Raw genomic sequence first — 14,695 nt, 5'->3', positions numbered from 1 at the left:
GTTCCTTTGGCGAAACATTTTATAGGGTCGTGTGAATAAGGATACGATTAAATGCCAAAATTAAATGTGGTGAAATCTTAGATATAAAAAAAGCTTTTAGTCTTGCAACTAAAAGCTTTTTATTTAAATAGAGGCATTAAATTATTTCGCGTATGCAAAAATTACACTACCACCTTTAATGGTATCAATAATTTTCTTGGTTAAATATGTTGGTATAGCAGGGCAGCCCCAACTACGACCAAGATAACCATTACGTTTTATGAATGACTCAGACACATACTTAGCACCGTGAATAACAATAAAGCGTTTTAATGCGTTATCATTTTCACCACGGGTTAAGCCATTCAGTTTTAAGGAGTAGCCATTTCCGCCATGGTAGGTACCTTCTGTTAGAAAGGTTCCTAGCGATGTTTTATGTGAATTAACACGGTTAGAGAAATCATCAGCTATTAAGCGACCACTGTTTTCACCATGTGATACATAAGTACGGTAAAGCAATTTATTCGATTTTAAATCAATCACATAAAACCTTTTTTCTGTAGAAGGCATGCTGTAATCAATAATGGTTAATAGAGATTTCTTTTTTCCACGGGTTTTATTGTAAGCAATAAACGCTTTTTTGAACACGCTGTAATCAATCTTGCCTTTTAAATCAGCTTTTTGGTAGACATAATCAGCGACAATATCTGCATTCTTACGTTCAGTATGACGAACATGCGCAGACGCATTTAATGGTAAAAGACATACCATTAATAGAAATAGGTAAATAAATTTTTTCATTTAATACGTTCTATTCTTAAACAAGTTGCAAAGTTGGTTAGCAATTAAGCGAGGGTGTACTTTATCATAAATAAGAATTAAAAAAGAAGATTTAAATGGAGTCGTAATGGGAATTTTAGCGTTTTAAAATATGATAGTTGCTAAATGAAGGATTAATTTAATTATGGATAACAATAGCTTATTAATATGAACATCATTTAATTAAGTAAAGGAAGTTAGATTAATCTAAAGCTAAAAAAAGCTTGTCTATAGGAAATGGTGTTTTTTTAAATAATTGATTTTATTGATTATTTTTGTTTTGTTTTTTTAAGTATAAATATTTAAAATATATTGTAAATAATAATGTTAGCGACGTATTAATCAACATTGTTTGGTAAATAAATAAAATAGAAACAAATAAACATGAACATAAGATGAAGAAAAATAAATAATGGCTATTCATATTGCCAAATATAAAGAACAGCACCGATATTATTAATAACATCGGTGCTGTTTTATAGATTAAATATTACAAACTTTACTCCAACTACCATCACTTCCAGGTATTGATGAGGTATACCAGTTCGCTTTATAGATCACGTTGTTGTAAATGATTTGATCGCCTGAACCTGCGTGGCTAGGATTGCCTTGCCAGTCAGTTTGCGGCCAATTAGGGTAGGTATTGATACCATTAGTCGAACAATCACCACCTTCTCCACCGCCACCACCCGTATTTAAATCACCAAGAGGTAGGTTAGGTTGCTCAAATTTAAAGGCATATTCTTTGCTATTAATAATGACAGCATAGTTAGCTGGACCTGTAATTGGTAGATAGTACACCATGTCTAGTTCATACTCACCACCAGTAGGAAGTGCTTTCCATGCAGGTAGTGAGAAGGCGACGCGGTGCATAACACCATCTAAACCACCGATATTATCACTACGGCTATGGCCTGATGAAATGACTTTTAAGCCGCCACCGGATTGATCTTTTGCATTGTCAGGTGCAGATACTGGTATATCAAACTGGAATTCAGTGCCTCCGGGAATATCAATGCCAGTATTGTTAGTGAATGTGATTTTCGGATTAATGGGGTAATTTTGATCACCAACCTTAAAACCAGAAATTGCTACGCTGATATCAACGGCTTCTGTTGGAATTGCCGCGACAGCAATAGTATTACCGTAAGGTGTTGCTGATTTAAATTTATCATAAATGGCTTTGGTCATGGTGTTACCCATGTGGTATTCACCGTTACCTGTTTGACAGGACTGTTCTGATACATCGATACCGGCGCGATTACCATTAGCATCAAATTGATAGCAGTTGTAATCTCCTGCTAATTCCCAGAACATGATGCCGCCAATTTCTTTATCTATAATGTAATCGGCTTTAATATTGATAGATTCTTTATCTTCAGTAGATAAGAAGACTTTTTTATCCGCATTCCATAACCAAGGTGAAACTGCAATGTCATCAAAGTGACGCTGATAGCTTCCCACAAATTTATCTTGTGGGTCATTAATCGGATCAAGACCATATGCCGCAGTATATGAGCCATAGATACCATTGGCTAAGTTCATCGCATGCCACATTGGGTTTGAGCCCGCGCCCATCTCTTGACCTAATGCGTTTTTATCATGCCACATGTTATCGATACCGACAGCACCGTTACCACAGTTGTTTTTCTCTCCTTCGCCAGTACCCGCAGCACATTCAGATTGGTTAGGCAGGGCCGCTTTACCCCATAAACCATTTTCACCTCCGGTTACCCCTTGCCAACCACGCGTATAATAAGGCACACCAATATTAATACGTCCTGCTGGCATTGAACCACGGAAGTAATGGTAAGCCCAATCGGTGTTAAGATACCCTATGCCGCCATAGGCTTCTGTACCATATACATTCCATGCTGCAAGTTCTGAATCTTTACCTGTGTCATACAGTGCTGCGTTATGCCCAACATGATCATTCCATGCACCATGTAGGTCATAAGACATTATATTGACATAATCGAGGTATTGAGTAATTGCCATCGTTTCCATACCACGTAATAGATATGCAGATGATGGTGCTGCGATGGTTAACATATAATGCACGCCATCAGCAGCACTTGCCGCATCGACTTTAGCGCGCAATACACGCATCAATTCATGATAAGAACGCATGAGGTATGGGCGACGTGATTCAGAAAAGACTTTATCGTCTGGATTACCGGCACCGGCCATTGAGGTTGGGTATTCATAGTCAATATCAAGTCCATCAAACTTGTATTTCTTCATCATTTCGACAGCTGAATTTGCAAATTTTTCAATTGCTGAATGATTGATACTGCCATCTGCATTGGTGGTCATAGTATAGAAACCACCATCAGCGACACGATTACCTTCAGTATCGAAGTGACCACCCGTTTCAGCCCAACCACCAATGGAAATTAATGTTTTAACATCATATTTTTCTTTAGCTGTTGCAAGTGCACCAAAATGGCCTTTGAAACCTAAGGCTGGATCAACCTCTACATCTGGCCATTGCTGACCTACTGCTGGGTTATTTGGGTCGTTAACATCACCAATATTGACTTTTCCATCAGCACCAATACTGACAAAAGCGTAGTTAATATGCGTTAATTGTTCCCATGGAATATCATTGACGAGATAGCTACTTTGCGGATCATCACCTGCACGCCAACTTGTAAAGTAGCCAATAACACGACGTGGGTGATCGATGCCCATTTTTTCACGGCCATCTTGATCATAAATTGTGCAGTACGGGACAGTAATGCCTTCAGTTTGGTAGAGCCCGTCAGGACGACAGTTTTTCGCCGTATCATCACCGTTAACCGTAATAGCTGTGGCAGTAGAATCTGTTGTTTTACCTAAATCATCAGTTGCACGAGCATAAAGGTGAGTGGTACCAGTTTGGGTTGTGGTATATACCAAACTGTAAGGGGCGGTAGCTGTGGTGCCAACTAATGTACCATTAGCAAAGAAATCTACTTTATCAACTTGACCATCGCTGTCCATGGCATCGGCAGTGATTGTAATAACATCACCAAGCTCAACGATGGTGGCTGATGTTGTGATACTGATTGTCGGAGCTTGGTTTTCAGGAGCACTATCGTTAACGGTGATAATAACCATAGCCTTATTACTAATAGCATCGTCATTATCATAAGCAATGGCGGTTAATACATGCTCGCCTGCGGTAGCTGGCCAAGTTAAACTATAAGGCGCTTGGGTGTCAGTACCAATGATTTTACCATCAACACTGAATTCAACTTTGGTTATTGTGCCGTCATTATCATCGGCATTAACACTGATAGTAATCTCATCACCTGTTGTAATTTCTGTGGCTGCAGTTGGTGAGGTAATGTCAGCGGTTGGGGCAATATTATCGATTGGAGGTGGAGTACCAAGGCAGGTATCAAGCGTTAACCAATTACTGTATTGGCCGCTGTGAGTTGCAGGGCTGTTATTTTGTGTCCAATAATTAGCCTTATAAGCGGTTTTATTTTGCTGTACTTTATCCCCTCCGTTATAAACTTTACTGCTTTCCCATTCCGCTATATTCGTACAATCAATGGCTGCTTGGGCATTAAATGCGAATAAGCAGGACAAGCTAAGGGTACTTAGTGTAAAAAGTCCTTTTCTTGCTATTCCATGTTTCCCACGGTTCATATGTAATCCTTTTGTTTAATTATTGAAATAACACCAGTAATAAATCTGTGTTTATTTACTTTTTACGTGTCATAAAAAAACTATAAGTGCAGTCTGGTTATTTGCATCAATAAATGTCGGTATCTTCATACGAAGTCGCGAAAAAATGTTATCACTATGTAAAAGTTTATTTATTTGTTGAATTAAGCGCACTTTATTGAGCAGTACATTAATGCTAATAAGGCTATGTTGATGTACTGAGCATTAAATGAAAGGGAGTAGAGGTGGAAAATAAAATGAGGGATGTATCTTAATAAGAAACCTTTATATTCACTTCCCTTATTTTTGACCATAGAGATGAAAAAGAAGGGAAGGAAAAGATAAATAATTAATCTTTACTGAGTAAGAAAAGATTAATTATTAAGTAGCAAAATATTACTTATTAATGCTTGTTTTGAAACTTTGTTTAGTTGTGGTGTCTGCTTTATTATACCAGTAATTCAACATCTTAGTGACATATTCTTGATCGATCTTAGCGTCTTTTGTTGCTGGGGCGACAGGTTGCATACGCTGTATTTCAGTTGCGGTAACAACCGATGCTAATGCTGCCGGACCTTTACTTAAATTATATTTTGCAATTTCTTGTGGGAAGTCGCGGCTAATTTGAAAGCCATTTTTAATTAACACATCGTGTTTAAATGGAATGTCGCTTCCATCAGCAGAAAGCAAAGACATTGTTGGTTGATTATTGAATTTCTGTGCTTGGTAAGCACTTGAAATATTGGGTAGTTGCAATGTATATGTTGCGTCATTACCAGAGAATGTCATTACCACGACTTCTGAACGAAATAAGTGGGTATCGCCGTTTTCACGGTAATTTTTATCATAGCGAAAAGCGATTTGATTACTACCATTATTTAATGTTTGAGGTGCATTACCTTCCGCATTAACACCATTAACGAGAACCAGCTGAGCCGATTGAGGTAGGTTAAGTGTAACATCTGCAAATGATGAAAAGCTGATGCTACACGCAGCTAAAGAGAGGAGGGCTGTACGCAGTTTCATGTCGATTCCTTTTGAGTACGAATAATGAATAATATGAATTAGGTAAAGTGCGGTTATTGTATTCTGATCTTTACGATGTTGACAAATAACTGCCGAAATAAATATTTAATAATGATTTTGTTGGTATAAAAAAACCCAGTGTCGACTGGGTTTATGGTATCTCTATGCTAAATTGTGCATTATTTCACGTAACACGCAAAACCTTTAAGGTAGAAACCTTCAGGGTAGGCACTGTCTAGAGGATGATCGGCCGCTTGGCTGAAACGTTCAATAAACTGTACGTCACGATGCGCATCAAGTGCTGCATCTGCAATGATTTTTTGGAATAAACCATTATCCATTAAACCAGAGCAAGAGTAAGTTAATAGCATACCGCCAGGTTTTAGGATTTGCATTGCTAGCATATTGATGTCTTTGTAACCACGGCAAGCACCAACTAGCTGAGATTTAGACTCGGCAAATTTAGGTGGGTCCATAATAACAACATCAAACAGCTCGCCACGTTCACGGTACTCACGTAGTAATTTAAATACATCAGCATTTACAAACTGTGCATTTTCAACGGGGTAACCGTTAACTTCTGCATTAAGTAGCGCAGTATCAAGTGCTGGTTGAGAAACATCAACGTTAACTACTTCACTTGCGCCGCCTTTTAGTGCGTACAAGCCAAAACCGCCAGTATAGCAGAAACAGTTTAATACGCGCTTACCGTTAACGTATTTAACAGATGCTTCGCGACTATCACGTTGATCAAGGTAGAAGCCTGTTTTGTGGCCACCAACGATATCAACGTTAATTTTAACGCCATTTTCTTCGATAGTGACAAATTTAGGTGGCTCTTCACCATGCAGAACGCCAGTGCGTTGCTTTAAGCCTTCTTTTTTACGAACAGAAACATCTGAACGTTCGTAAATATTACAACTTGGGTAACATTGTTTTAATGCTTCAAGAAGTACTTCACGTTGTGCTTCTGCACCTGCACTCAATAGTTGGCACACTAAGTAATCTTGGTAGCGGTCGATAGTGATACCAGGAAGGCCATCAGATTCAGCGGCAATTAAACGGTAGCCTGTAAGGCCATCGCGAGCGGCTAAGACATCACGTAGACTTTGTGCTGCATTTAGGCGGTTAACAAAGAAGTTAACGTCAATGGCTTCATTTTTGTTGAATGTCCATACGCGAACGCGAATTTGTGACTGCGGAGAATACGCACCACGTGCTAGCCATTCGCCTTTATTATCGTAAACATCAACGGTTTCGCCTAATTCTGGTTTTCCTTCAATGCGATCAATACCGCGAGAAAAAACCCAAGGGTGGCGACGGCGTAGTGATTTTTCACGGCCTTTTACCAAATAAATAGAAGCAGTCATGACATGCCCAGTATGGAATTCGAGTGGGGGCATATTATGTTGTGCTGGCTAAGTAAAATCAAATGAAAAAGCCTAAGTTGGTATATAAACCTGCGATTGCATACTAAATAAACCTTGTAACATCATTGTTTTTTGCCTAGCAACTATCAAAATCTTGTAATAATGCCGCTAAAATAGAACCAAGGTCAGCATAAAAAGAAGAGTAAATATTATGGCTCGATGTTGTATAAAAACGCAGGTAATAGGGCATGTACAAGGGGTTGGTTTTCGATTTCATACCGCCCATCAAGGTTTGATGCTTGATTTAACTGGGTATGCGAGGAACTTAGCCGATGGCAGTGTTGAGGTCTTTGCCTGTGGTGAACAAGAGAATATTGATAAGCTTATTGAATGGCTACAGCATGGTCCTAAAACAGCAACGGTTGAGTGGCTTACAACAGAGACTTTAGTGTGGCAGCACTTAGATGGATTTAAGATGAATTAGAGACGGTTATTATAATAACCAAACCAAACCAAACCAAACATATAGGAAAATATCGCCAGTTATGTTTGGTTTGCTGTATTGTTATTTAGATACACTTAACAGGTTTAGGTAACCCTGCTAATTTTGTTGCTTGCTTTGCTGGTCCTTTAGGAAATAAGCGATAGAGGTAACGCGAGCTACCCTTTTCTTCACCATATTGTTTAGACATGGCTTTTACCAGCATACGAACAGCGGGTGAGGTATTAAATTCAAGGTAAAACTCACGAACAAAGCGAATCACTTCCCAATGGGCTTCTGATAATTCAATATCTTCTTCTGCGGCAAGTTGTGCGACAAGATCTTCCGACCAATCATCCACATTTTTTAGATAACCTTGGGCATCGGTATCGATTTGTACACCATTAAATTCAAGCATAGTAGACCTCTCTATTTCTAACGCAGCAAGAATAGTGATTCGCTTGTCTGCCTGCAAGTAAAAAACAAAAAGCCCGCATTAAATGCAGGCTTTTTTTAGTTCGTTATTCGTTACGATAAGTGCATTATCGTAAGTTCATCACTGTGATTAATTATCGCTGCTATTTACTACACCTAGAATCTGAAGCAAGCTTAAGAATAGGTTGTAGATAGAAACGTATAATGTAACCGTTGCTGAGATATAGTTTGTTTCGCCACCACGCACGATTGACTGTGTAGTCAATAGAATTGCCGCTGATGAGAACAATACAAACATACCGCTAATTGCGAGTGATAGCATTGGCATCTTTAAGAAGATGTTTGCTACAACAGCAACGATAATCGCAATGAAACCCGCCATTAGCATACCGTTAAGGAATGATAAATCACGTTTCGTTGTTAATGCGTAAGCTGAACAAGCAAAGAATGTCAGTGCGGTACCACCGAGCGCTGTCATAACAACATGCCCCATGCCTGCACCCACATACATATTTAAAATTGGGCCAAGGGTATAGCCCATAAAACCTGTCAATGCGAATACAAATACTAGACCAAGGCTGCTATCACGGTTACGTTCAGTTAAGAAAATTAAGCCGTAGAAACCAACAAGAAGAATGATCCAATGTACAGGTGGAACATTCATAACCATTGCTATGCCAGCTACAACAGCAGAGAACAATAACGTCAGCGATAGTAAGAAATAAGTGTTACGTAAAACCTTATTGGTTGACAGCACGCCTTCGTAACCATTGTCACGATTGACCATACGTTCGTTCATAAGTGTTCCCCTTAGGGTAGTTATGTTAATTCTATTAAAGCTATATATGAGGCTAAACAATACGAATTGCAAGCGTAAACTCAAGCTTTATATTGATTTGTCTGCCATCAAGCATATTATAAGTGATTGAACATTAAAATACTTTGTTCATTAATTTTCATGTATCGTTAAGTTGTAACTAAGTGTTACCTCAATAAGGCTTACTTTAATGGTGGCAGTTTCAGCCATTAGTGCAATATTTGCTGCAAAAAAAGTTGAGTTCGATCGGATTTTGGATTATCAAAAAAGTCATGAGGATTGTTTTCTTCAATGATTTCACCTTGATCCATAAAGATAACCCGATCAGCGACTTGGCGCGCAAACCCCATTTCATGAGTAACGCATAACATTGTCATGCCTTCATTCGCCAGTTCAACCATAACATCCAATACTTCCCGTACCATTTCTGGATCAAGTGCAGACGTTGGTTCATCAAATAACATGACTTGTGGATTCATACATAATGAACGGGCGATAGCTACGCGTTGTTGTTGTCCTCCTGATAGTTGACCGGGATATTTATGGGCTTGATCTGGAATTTTAACCCGCTCTAAATATTGCATAGCCAATGCATTAGCTTCTTTCTTTGGCATTTTTTTTACCCAAATAGGGGCTAAGGTGCAGTTTTCTAGTACGGTTAGATGAGGGAAAAGATTAAAATGCTGAAAACACATCCCGACTTCTTTACGTACAAGCTCAATGTTTTTCAAATCGCCGGTAATGTCTTGTCCTGCTACAGAAATTTTACCTTGCTGATGCTCTTCTAAATAATTAATGCATCGGATCATGGTTGATTTCCCTGATCCTGAAGGGCCACAAATAACGATCTTTTCTCCTTTATGAACTTTTAAATTAATGTTTTTAAGTACATGAAATTGACCATACCATTTATTTACATCCGTAAGCTCGATAACCCACTGCGTATTATCTGGTGTGATTGAAGTGTTATTGGTCTTTGTCATTATGCAATCCTTGCTAATGTTGATGCCCAGTATGTAATTTATTTTCTAGATAGATACTGTATCTAGACATACTAAAACAAAAAATCCAGAAGACGAAAGCGACAAAAACGTAGCTTTCAGTAGCAAAACCTAACCATTCAGGATCGCTGGTGGCGGCTTGTCCTATCCCTAATACATCAAACATACCAATAATAAGTACCAAACTGGTGTCTTTAAATAAGCCAATAAAGGTATTTACAATTGATGGAATAGTGATTTTTAAAGCTTGGGGTAACACAACAAGATACGTTTTACGCCAGTAACTTAACCCTAAAGCATCAGCGGCTTCATATTGGCCTTTGGGTATTGCTTGTAAACCGCCACGGATCACTTCTGCCATATAAGCCGCACTGAACATGACGACACCTATTAAGGCTCTGATTAATTTATTTGTTTCTAATTCTGAACTTAAAAACAGCGGCAACATTACTGATGCCATAAATAAGACGGTAATTAACGGCACACCTCGCCAAATCTCAATATAGACAGTACAAATACTACGAATGATCGGCATTTCTGAGCGTCGCCCGAGCGCTAATATAATGCCGATGGGTAACGATACCACAATGCCAACAATGGCAATGATCAAGGTAATGAGTAATCCGCCCCATAAGTGCGTTTCAATGATGGGTAGCCCCGCAACTCCACCATATAAAAGAAAACCGACAATAAAGGGATATATATTAACGAAGAAAAGCCAAATCCAACCGCGATAGGGGGTCTTTTCATAGGCTAATAAGGTAATGAAAACAGCCAATGTGACATAAAATAATTTAGGTCGCCATAATTCAGTACTGGGATAGAAACCAAACATGAATTGATCAAATCGTACTTTAATAAAAGTCCAACATGCGCCGGTAAGGGTACAAGCATCACGTGAGTCGCCTTGCCAATTGGCATTAATTAATGCCCAATCAATGATCCCCCATAAACCAATAATGGCAAAATAGCCTAAAAGTAAAGTGATTATTGTATTGAAGGCAGAAGAGAATAGATGTTGCCGTAACCATCCAATAATACCCACTGTATTTGTTGGTGGGGGTAAATTGGGTAGAAATTGATGTTTATTCATACTTACCTCTCAACCAAAGCCATTTTCTTGTTATAGATATTCATTAGCAGTGATGTAATTAAACTCAAGCTTAAATAAACCGCCATTGTCATTGCGATGATTTCAATCGCTTGTCCTGTTTGATTTAAGGTGGTACCAGCAAAGACCGAGACCAGATCGGGATAACCAATTGCCATCGCCAGCGAGGAGTTTTTAGTTAGATTTAAATATTGACTAGTAAGGGGCGGAATAATAATCCGCATCGCTTGTGGAATCACAATTAAACGCAGGGTTCTATTACGGGTTAAACCTAAGGCCTCAGCAGCTTCTGTTTGGCCATGGTTAACCGCATTAATCCCTGATCGTACAATTTCAGCAATGAAAGCAGCGGTATAAATACTCAGTGCCAGTAAAAGTGCGGCAAGTTCGGGTAACACGGTAATTCCGCCACTGAAATTAAATCCTTTGAGAGCGGGATAATCGATACTAATCGGTTTACCACTTATAAAGAACGTTAATAATGGCAATAAAATAATAACCGTGAAATTAACGAGAAGTACGGGGGATTGTTTACCTGTATTTTGTTGTTTTTTCTTAGCGTAATAGTGATAACTCATCGCGATGAGTAGAGCAATAAAGAAAACGATAAAAATAATACCAGAGCCTTGTTCGAAAATAGGGCTAGGGACAGATAACCCACGTACATTAAGGAAAATACTCTCGCCAAATTGTAGACTTTGTCTTGGGGATGGCAGTACTTGTAAAACAGCAAAGTACCAAAAGAAGATTTGTAGTAATAATGGAATATTACGAAAAATTTCGATATAAAAAGCTGCAAAATGACTGACTAACCAATTAGGTGATAAGCGTGCGATGCCTATGATAAATCCTAATATCGTGGCTAATATAATCCCGAGAACCGCAATTAATGCGGTGTTGAGTAGACCGACAAAAAAAGTACGACCATAACTGAAGGTTTCATCATAATCGATAAGAGTCAGCCCAATTCCAAATCCTGCTTCTTGATCAAGAAAATCAAAGCCAGTGGCAATTCCTCGAGTTTCAAGGTTGGTTAAGGCGTTATTGACGACACTATAAAAGAAAAAAATCAGTGCAATGATAGCGATGACTTGAAAGATAATGGCGCGAAAAGTCGGGTTATAAATTAAATTTTTAGTGCGAGATTTCGTTTGCGACTTATTAGTATGCGTTAGAAATGCCATACAACATCCTCATATCCATTGAGATGGACAGAGGGAGCCATAACGACTCCCTTTTTCATATACGAACTTAAAAGAGACGGTTATTAACGGATAGGCGGTGCATATTGGATACCACCATTGCTCCATAATGCATTTAATCCACGTTTAATTTTAAGTGGTGATCCTAAACCGACAGTACGTTGGAAGCTTTCATCATAGTTGCCTACTTGTTTAATGATTTGGAAACCCCAATCATCATTTAACCCCAAACCTTTACCTTTCGGGCCATCAAGACCAATTAGACGACGAATGTTCGGATCTTTTGAGTCTTTTTTCAGTTGGTCAACATTGGCAGAAGTAACATCAAATTCTTCAGCATTAATCATAGTAAATAATGTCCAACGCACAATATTGAACCATTGGTCATCACCTTGACGAACAACTGGGCCAAGGGGCTCTTTTGAAATTATTTCAGGTAGAATGATGGCTGATGTTGGATCTTTAAGGTTTAAGCGTAGGGCATATAAGCCAGATTGGTCGGTGGTAAGTACATCACAACGTCCAGAGTCAAAACCTTTTGATGTTTGAGGGGCGGTATCAAAGACGACGGGTTTATATTTCATACCATTAACACGAAAATAATCAGCTAAATTAAGTTCGGTTGTCGTGCCTGATTGTACACAAACAGCTGCACCATCAAGCTCTTTTGCACTTTTTATACCCATGTCTTTTTTGACCATGAAACCTTGGCCATCGTAGTAGTTGACGCCAGTAAAGTTAAGCCCAAGAGAGGTATCACGGTGCAGTGTCCAGGTTGTATTACGCGATAAAATATCAATTTCACCAGATTGAAGGGCGGTGAAGCGTTCTTTTGCTGTGAGAGGGATATATTTAACTTTGGTTTTATCGCCTAATGTTGCTGCGGCAACAGCTTGACAGAACTCAACATCAAGACCTTCCCATTGACCTTTAGCATTTGGGTTTGAAAATCCGGGTAAGCCAGCACTAACACCACATTGGACATAACCTTGTTTTTTTACTTTATCGAGTGTGTTGTCAGCTGCATTGACGTTTATTGTAAATAGCGTAGCTGATGCAGCAAGTGCCGCCAATACGCCGGTTATTTTATTAGCCATGAGTAAGTACCTTCCTTGTCTGATCAATAGTTAAAGCAACATGTTGTAAGTAACTTAATTATCGATAAGTTATTAACAAAACACTAACAATTACAAGTATAGGAAAATATGTACAAAGGGCTAGTTTTGCGGGTAATTGGTTGGAAATAAAAACGACAAAGCCCAGCATAAGGCTGGGCTTTATTGCTAATTCATGTGGTTGATTATGCAGAGGCCAGTTTTTTCTCTAGCGCTTCGGCATCGACTTTTTTAGTAATAACTGACAATACAATGGCGACAGCAATCATGGCTGAACACACAGTGTAAGCCAATGTATAAGTCCCTGTGGTATCGACAGCAAATGCTGCAACAACAGGACCGATAAAGCCACTCACACCCCATGCAGTGTAAAGTACACCATAGTTAGCACCGTAGTTTTTCAGGCCATAGAAATCAGCAATAATAGATGGGAATACAGCCAGTAATGTGCCGTAGCCAACACCAGCGATTGCTGCACCAATGATCAGTGTAAACTCAGAGTTAAATGTAGCGAACATCACCATATTGATACCCTGCATAACAAAAGCGATCATCAGTGTTTTTACACCACCAATTTTGTCTGACAGTATGCCTGCCACAACACGTCCGCCTGAGTTAAAGATAGCAAGGATCACAACTAGGTAAGCGGCATCCGTGATGTTTGCTTGTGTAGCTGCAATAGATGTAATGTTACCAATAATCATTAAACCCGCCGCAGAAGCAAAAGCATACATTACCCATAGTGAGTAAAATTGTGGTGTTTTCAACATGCCTCGCCAATTAATATCAACAGGCTTCGCTGATTTCGCTTTATAACCTGCAGGCACTTCTGGTACATAATTGGCTGGTGGATTATTGATGGTAAACGCGAGTGGTACTGCGATAACTAATACCGCGATACCTAAGACAAGGAAGCTAGTGTTGATACCATACTTTGCAATAAGTGTAGATGTTAGTGGGGCTAGATAAACTGCAGCCAGACCAAAACCTGCTGCAATAAGGCCATTAACTAAGCCCTTTTTCGATGGATGGAACCATTTCATTGCTGATGGGCTTAAGCAAGCATAACCAAATCCGATACCACTACCTGTCATTACACCAAATGTAAGTACTAGCATCATTGGGGTCGTTGCAAAACTTGAGATGATCATGCCTAAGCCGACCATTATTGTACCTAGAATCAACACTCGGCGAGGGCCCATGCGATCTTGAAGGATACCAGCAACTAACAACGATAAAGCAAAAGTAATAATAGCAATGGTGTAAGGGAGTGATGCATCTGCATTCGACCAACCTAAATTAACTACGAGTGCTTTTTTAAAAACACTCCAAGCATAAAGGATACCCATACATAAGTTGATACAAAAACCTGCTACCAAGATTTGTATAGCACGATCAAATTTTTTCATAGAGAACTCAATTAATTTACGCTTAACATTGGTGTTAAATCGGAATCATACACAATGATAAACGGGTGATTTAATATGGTGACTAAAGTCAAACTTTAGAAAGAGTGCGGAGTGTAACAACATAAAGAAAATATGATATTGCTCAGACATTCCTTGTTACAAAACAGCAATGTGACCATGACAAAATTGATGGGGTAAGCAGGGACGTAGATTTAAAACAAAAAAAGAGAAGATATGCTATATCTTCTCTTTTTTTTAACAATGGGTAATGCT

Annotated in this window: 12 protein-coding genes; 1 reads left to right on the top strand and 11 read right to left on the bottom strand. The window is 38.9% G+C overall.

Translation table 11 applies throughout. From position 1 onward, the window contains the following. Positions 1–141 precede the first annotated feature (141 nt). The 4 genes from C9I86_RS16510 to C9I86_RS16495 all read right to left on the bottom strand — a co-directional run bounded on the left by C9I86_RS16510 (position 142) and on the right by C9I86_RS16495 (position 6,851). Positions 142–780 (bottom strand): murein L,D-transpeptidase catalytic domain family protein, encoded by a 639-nt coding sequence (locus tag C9I86_RS16510; RefSeq protein ID WP_080157713.1) that lies wholly within the window; start codon positions 778–780, stop codon positions 142–144. Positions 781–1,281: 501 nt separating this feature from the next. Continuing rightward, positions 1,282–4,437, bottom strand: coding sequence for a glycosyl hydrolase family 18 protein (locus C9I86_RS16505; RefSeq protein WP_107276957.1), 3,156 nt, complete (start codon positions 4,435–4,437; stop codon positions 1,282–1,284). 414 nt (positions 4,438–4,851) lie between these two features. Next, the gene (locus C9I86_RS16500; protein ID WP_080157711.1) at positions 4,852–5,481 is read right to left on the bottom strand and encodes a DUF2057 domain-containing protein; all 630 of its coding nucleotides are present in this window, start codon (positions 5,479–5,481) and stop codon (positions 4,852–4,854) included. Positions 5,482–5,660: 179 nt separating this feature from the next. Continuing rightward, on the bottom strand, positions 5,661–6,851 hold the full coding sequence (locus C9I86_RS16495) for a class I SAM-dependent methyltransferase (protein WP_080157710.1): 1,191 nt from the start codon (positions 6,849–6,851) through the stop codon (positions 5,661–5,663). A gap of 211 nt (positions 6,852–7,062) precedes the next feature. Here C9I86_RS16495 and yccX point away from each other — a divergent pair, with 211 nt between their 5' ends. Further along, a complete protein-coding gene (gene yccX / locus C9I86_RS16490; RefSeq protein WP_080157709.1) occupies positions 7,063–7,335 on the top strand; it encodes an acylphosphatase in 273 nt (90 codons plus the stop codon). Positions 7,336–7,420: 85 nt separating this feature from the next. On the opposite strand, the gene tusE is transcribed toward yccX, so the two are convergent. From tusE to C9I86_RS16455, 7 genes are all read right to left on the bottom strand, one after another. Continuing rightward, a complete protein-coding gene (gene tusE / locus C9I86_RS16485; RefSeq protein WP_080157708.1) occupies positions 7,421–7,750 on the bottom strand; it encodes a sulfurtransferase TusE in 330 nt (109 codons plus the stop codon). Positions 7,751–7,897: 147 nt separating this feature from the next. Continuing rightward, entirely contained in the window at positions 7,898–8,566 is a 669-nt protein-coding gene (locus tag C9I86_RS16480; protein ID WP_080157707.1) for a Bax inhibitor-1/YccA family protein, read from the bottom strand. A 227-nt stretch (positions 8,567–8,793) separates the two neighbouring features. Continuing rightward, on the bottom strand, positions 8,794–9,567 hold the full coding sequence (locus tag C9I86_RS16475) for an amino acid ABC transporter ATP-binding protein (RefSeq protein WP_107276956.1): 774 nt from the start codon (positions 9,565–9,567) through the stop codon (positions 8,794–8,796). A gap of 13 nt (positions 9,568–9,580) precedes the next feature. Further along, positions 9,581–10,678, bottom strand: coding sequence for an amino acid ABC transporter permease (locus C9I86_RS16470; RefSeq protein WP_107276955.1), 1,098 nt, complete (start codon positions 10,676–10,678; stop codon positions 9,581–9,583). Positions 10,679–10,680: 2 nt separating this feature from the next. Next, positions 10,681–11,880: an amino acid ABC transporter permease gene (locus C9I86_RS16465; protein WP_080157704.1), complete on the bottom strand. Its 1,200-nt coding sequence runs from the start codon at positions 11,878–11,880 to the stop codon at positions 10,681–10,683. 83 nt (positions 11,881–11,963) lie between these two features. Further along, positions 11,964–12,995, bottom strand: coding sequence for an amino acid ABC transporter substrate-binding protein (locus tag C9I86_RS16460; protein WP_080157703.1), 1,032 nt, complete (start codon positions 12,993–12,995; stop codon positions 11,964–11,966). Positions 12,996–13,198: 203 nt separating this feature from the next. Further along, positions 13,199–14,422, bottom strand: coding sequence for an OFA family MFS transporter (locus C9I86_RS16455; protein ID WP_107276954.1), 1,224 nt, complete (start codon positions 14,420–14,422; stop codon positions 13,199–13,201). Positions 14,423–14,695: the final 273 nt, after the last annotated feature.

The organism is Photobacterium sp. NCIMB 13483, assembly GCF_003025475.1.
Classification (GTDB): domain Bacteria; phylum Pseudomonadota; class Gammaproteobacteria; order Enterobacterales; family Vibrionaceae; genus Photobacterium; species Photobacterium piscicola.
The sequence above is the reverse complement of the archived record's forward strand: the minus strand, read 5'-3'. Positions and strand labels throughout refer to the sequence as shown.

Excerpts from the sequence above, each read along its gene's own strand:
- C9I86_RS16460 (WP_080157703.1), bottom strand. The coding sequence starts at position 12,995 with ATGGCTAATAAAATAACCGGCGTATTGGCGGCACTTGCTGCATCAGCT.
- C9I86_RS16465 (WP_080157704.1), bottom strand. The coding sequence starts at position 11,880 with ATGGCATTTCTAACGCATACTAATAAGTCGCAAACGAAATCTCGCACT.
- tusE (WP_080157708.1), bottom strand. The coding sequence starts at position 7,750 with ATGCTTGAATTTAATGGTGTACAAATCGATACCGATGCCCAAGGTTAT.
- C9I86_RS16500 (WP_080157711.1), bottom strand. The coding sequence starts at position 5,481 with ATGAAACTGCGTACAGCCCTCCTCTCTTTAGCTGCGTGTAGCATCAGC.
- C9I86_RS16510 (WP_080157713.1), bottom strand. The coding sequence starts at position 780 with ATGAAAAAATTTATTTACCTATTTCTATTAATGGTATGTCTTTTACCA.
- C9I86_RS16480 (WP_080157707.1), bottom strand. The coding sequence starts at position 8,566 with ATGAACGAACGTATGGTCAATCGTGACAATGGTTACGAAGGCGTGCTG.
- C9I86_RS16505 (WP_107276957.1), bottom strand. The coding sequence starts at position 4,437 with ATGAACCGTGGGAAACATGGAATAGCAAGAAAAGGACTTTTTACACTA.
- C9I86_RS16475 (WP_107276956.1), bottom strand. The coding sequence starts at position 9,567 with ATGACAAAGACCAATAACACTTCAATCACACCAGATAATACGCAGTGG.
- C9I86_RS16470 (WP_107276955.1), bottom strand. The coding sequence starts at position 10,678 with ATGAATAAACATCAATTTCTACCCAATTTACCCCCACCAACAAATACA.
- C9I86_RS16455 (WP_107276954.1), bottom strand. The coding sequence starts at position 14,422 with ATGAAAAAATTTGATCGTGCTATACAAATCTTGGTAGCAGGTTTTTGT.
- C9I86_RS16495 (WP_080157710.1), bottom strand. The coding sequence starts at position 6,851 with ATGACTGCTTCTATTTATTTGGTAAAAGGCCGTGAAAAATCACTACGC.
- yccX (WP_080157709.1), top strand. The coding sequence starts at position 7,063 with ATGGCTCGATGTTGTATAAAAACGCAGGTAATAGGGCATGTACAAGGG.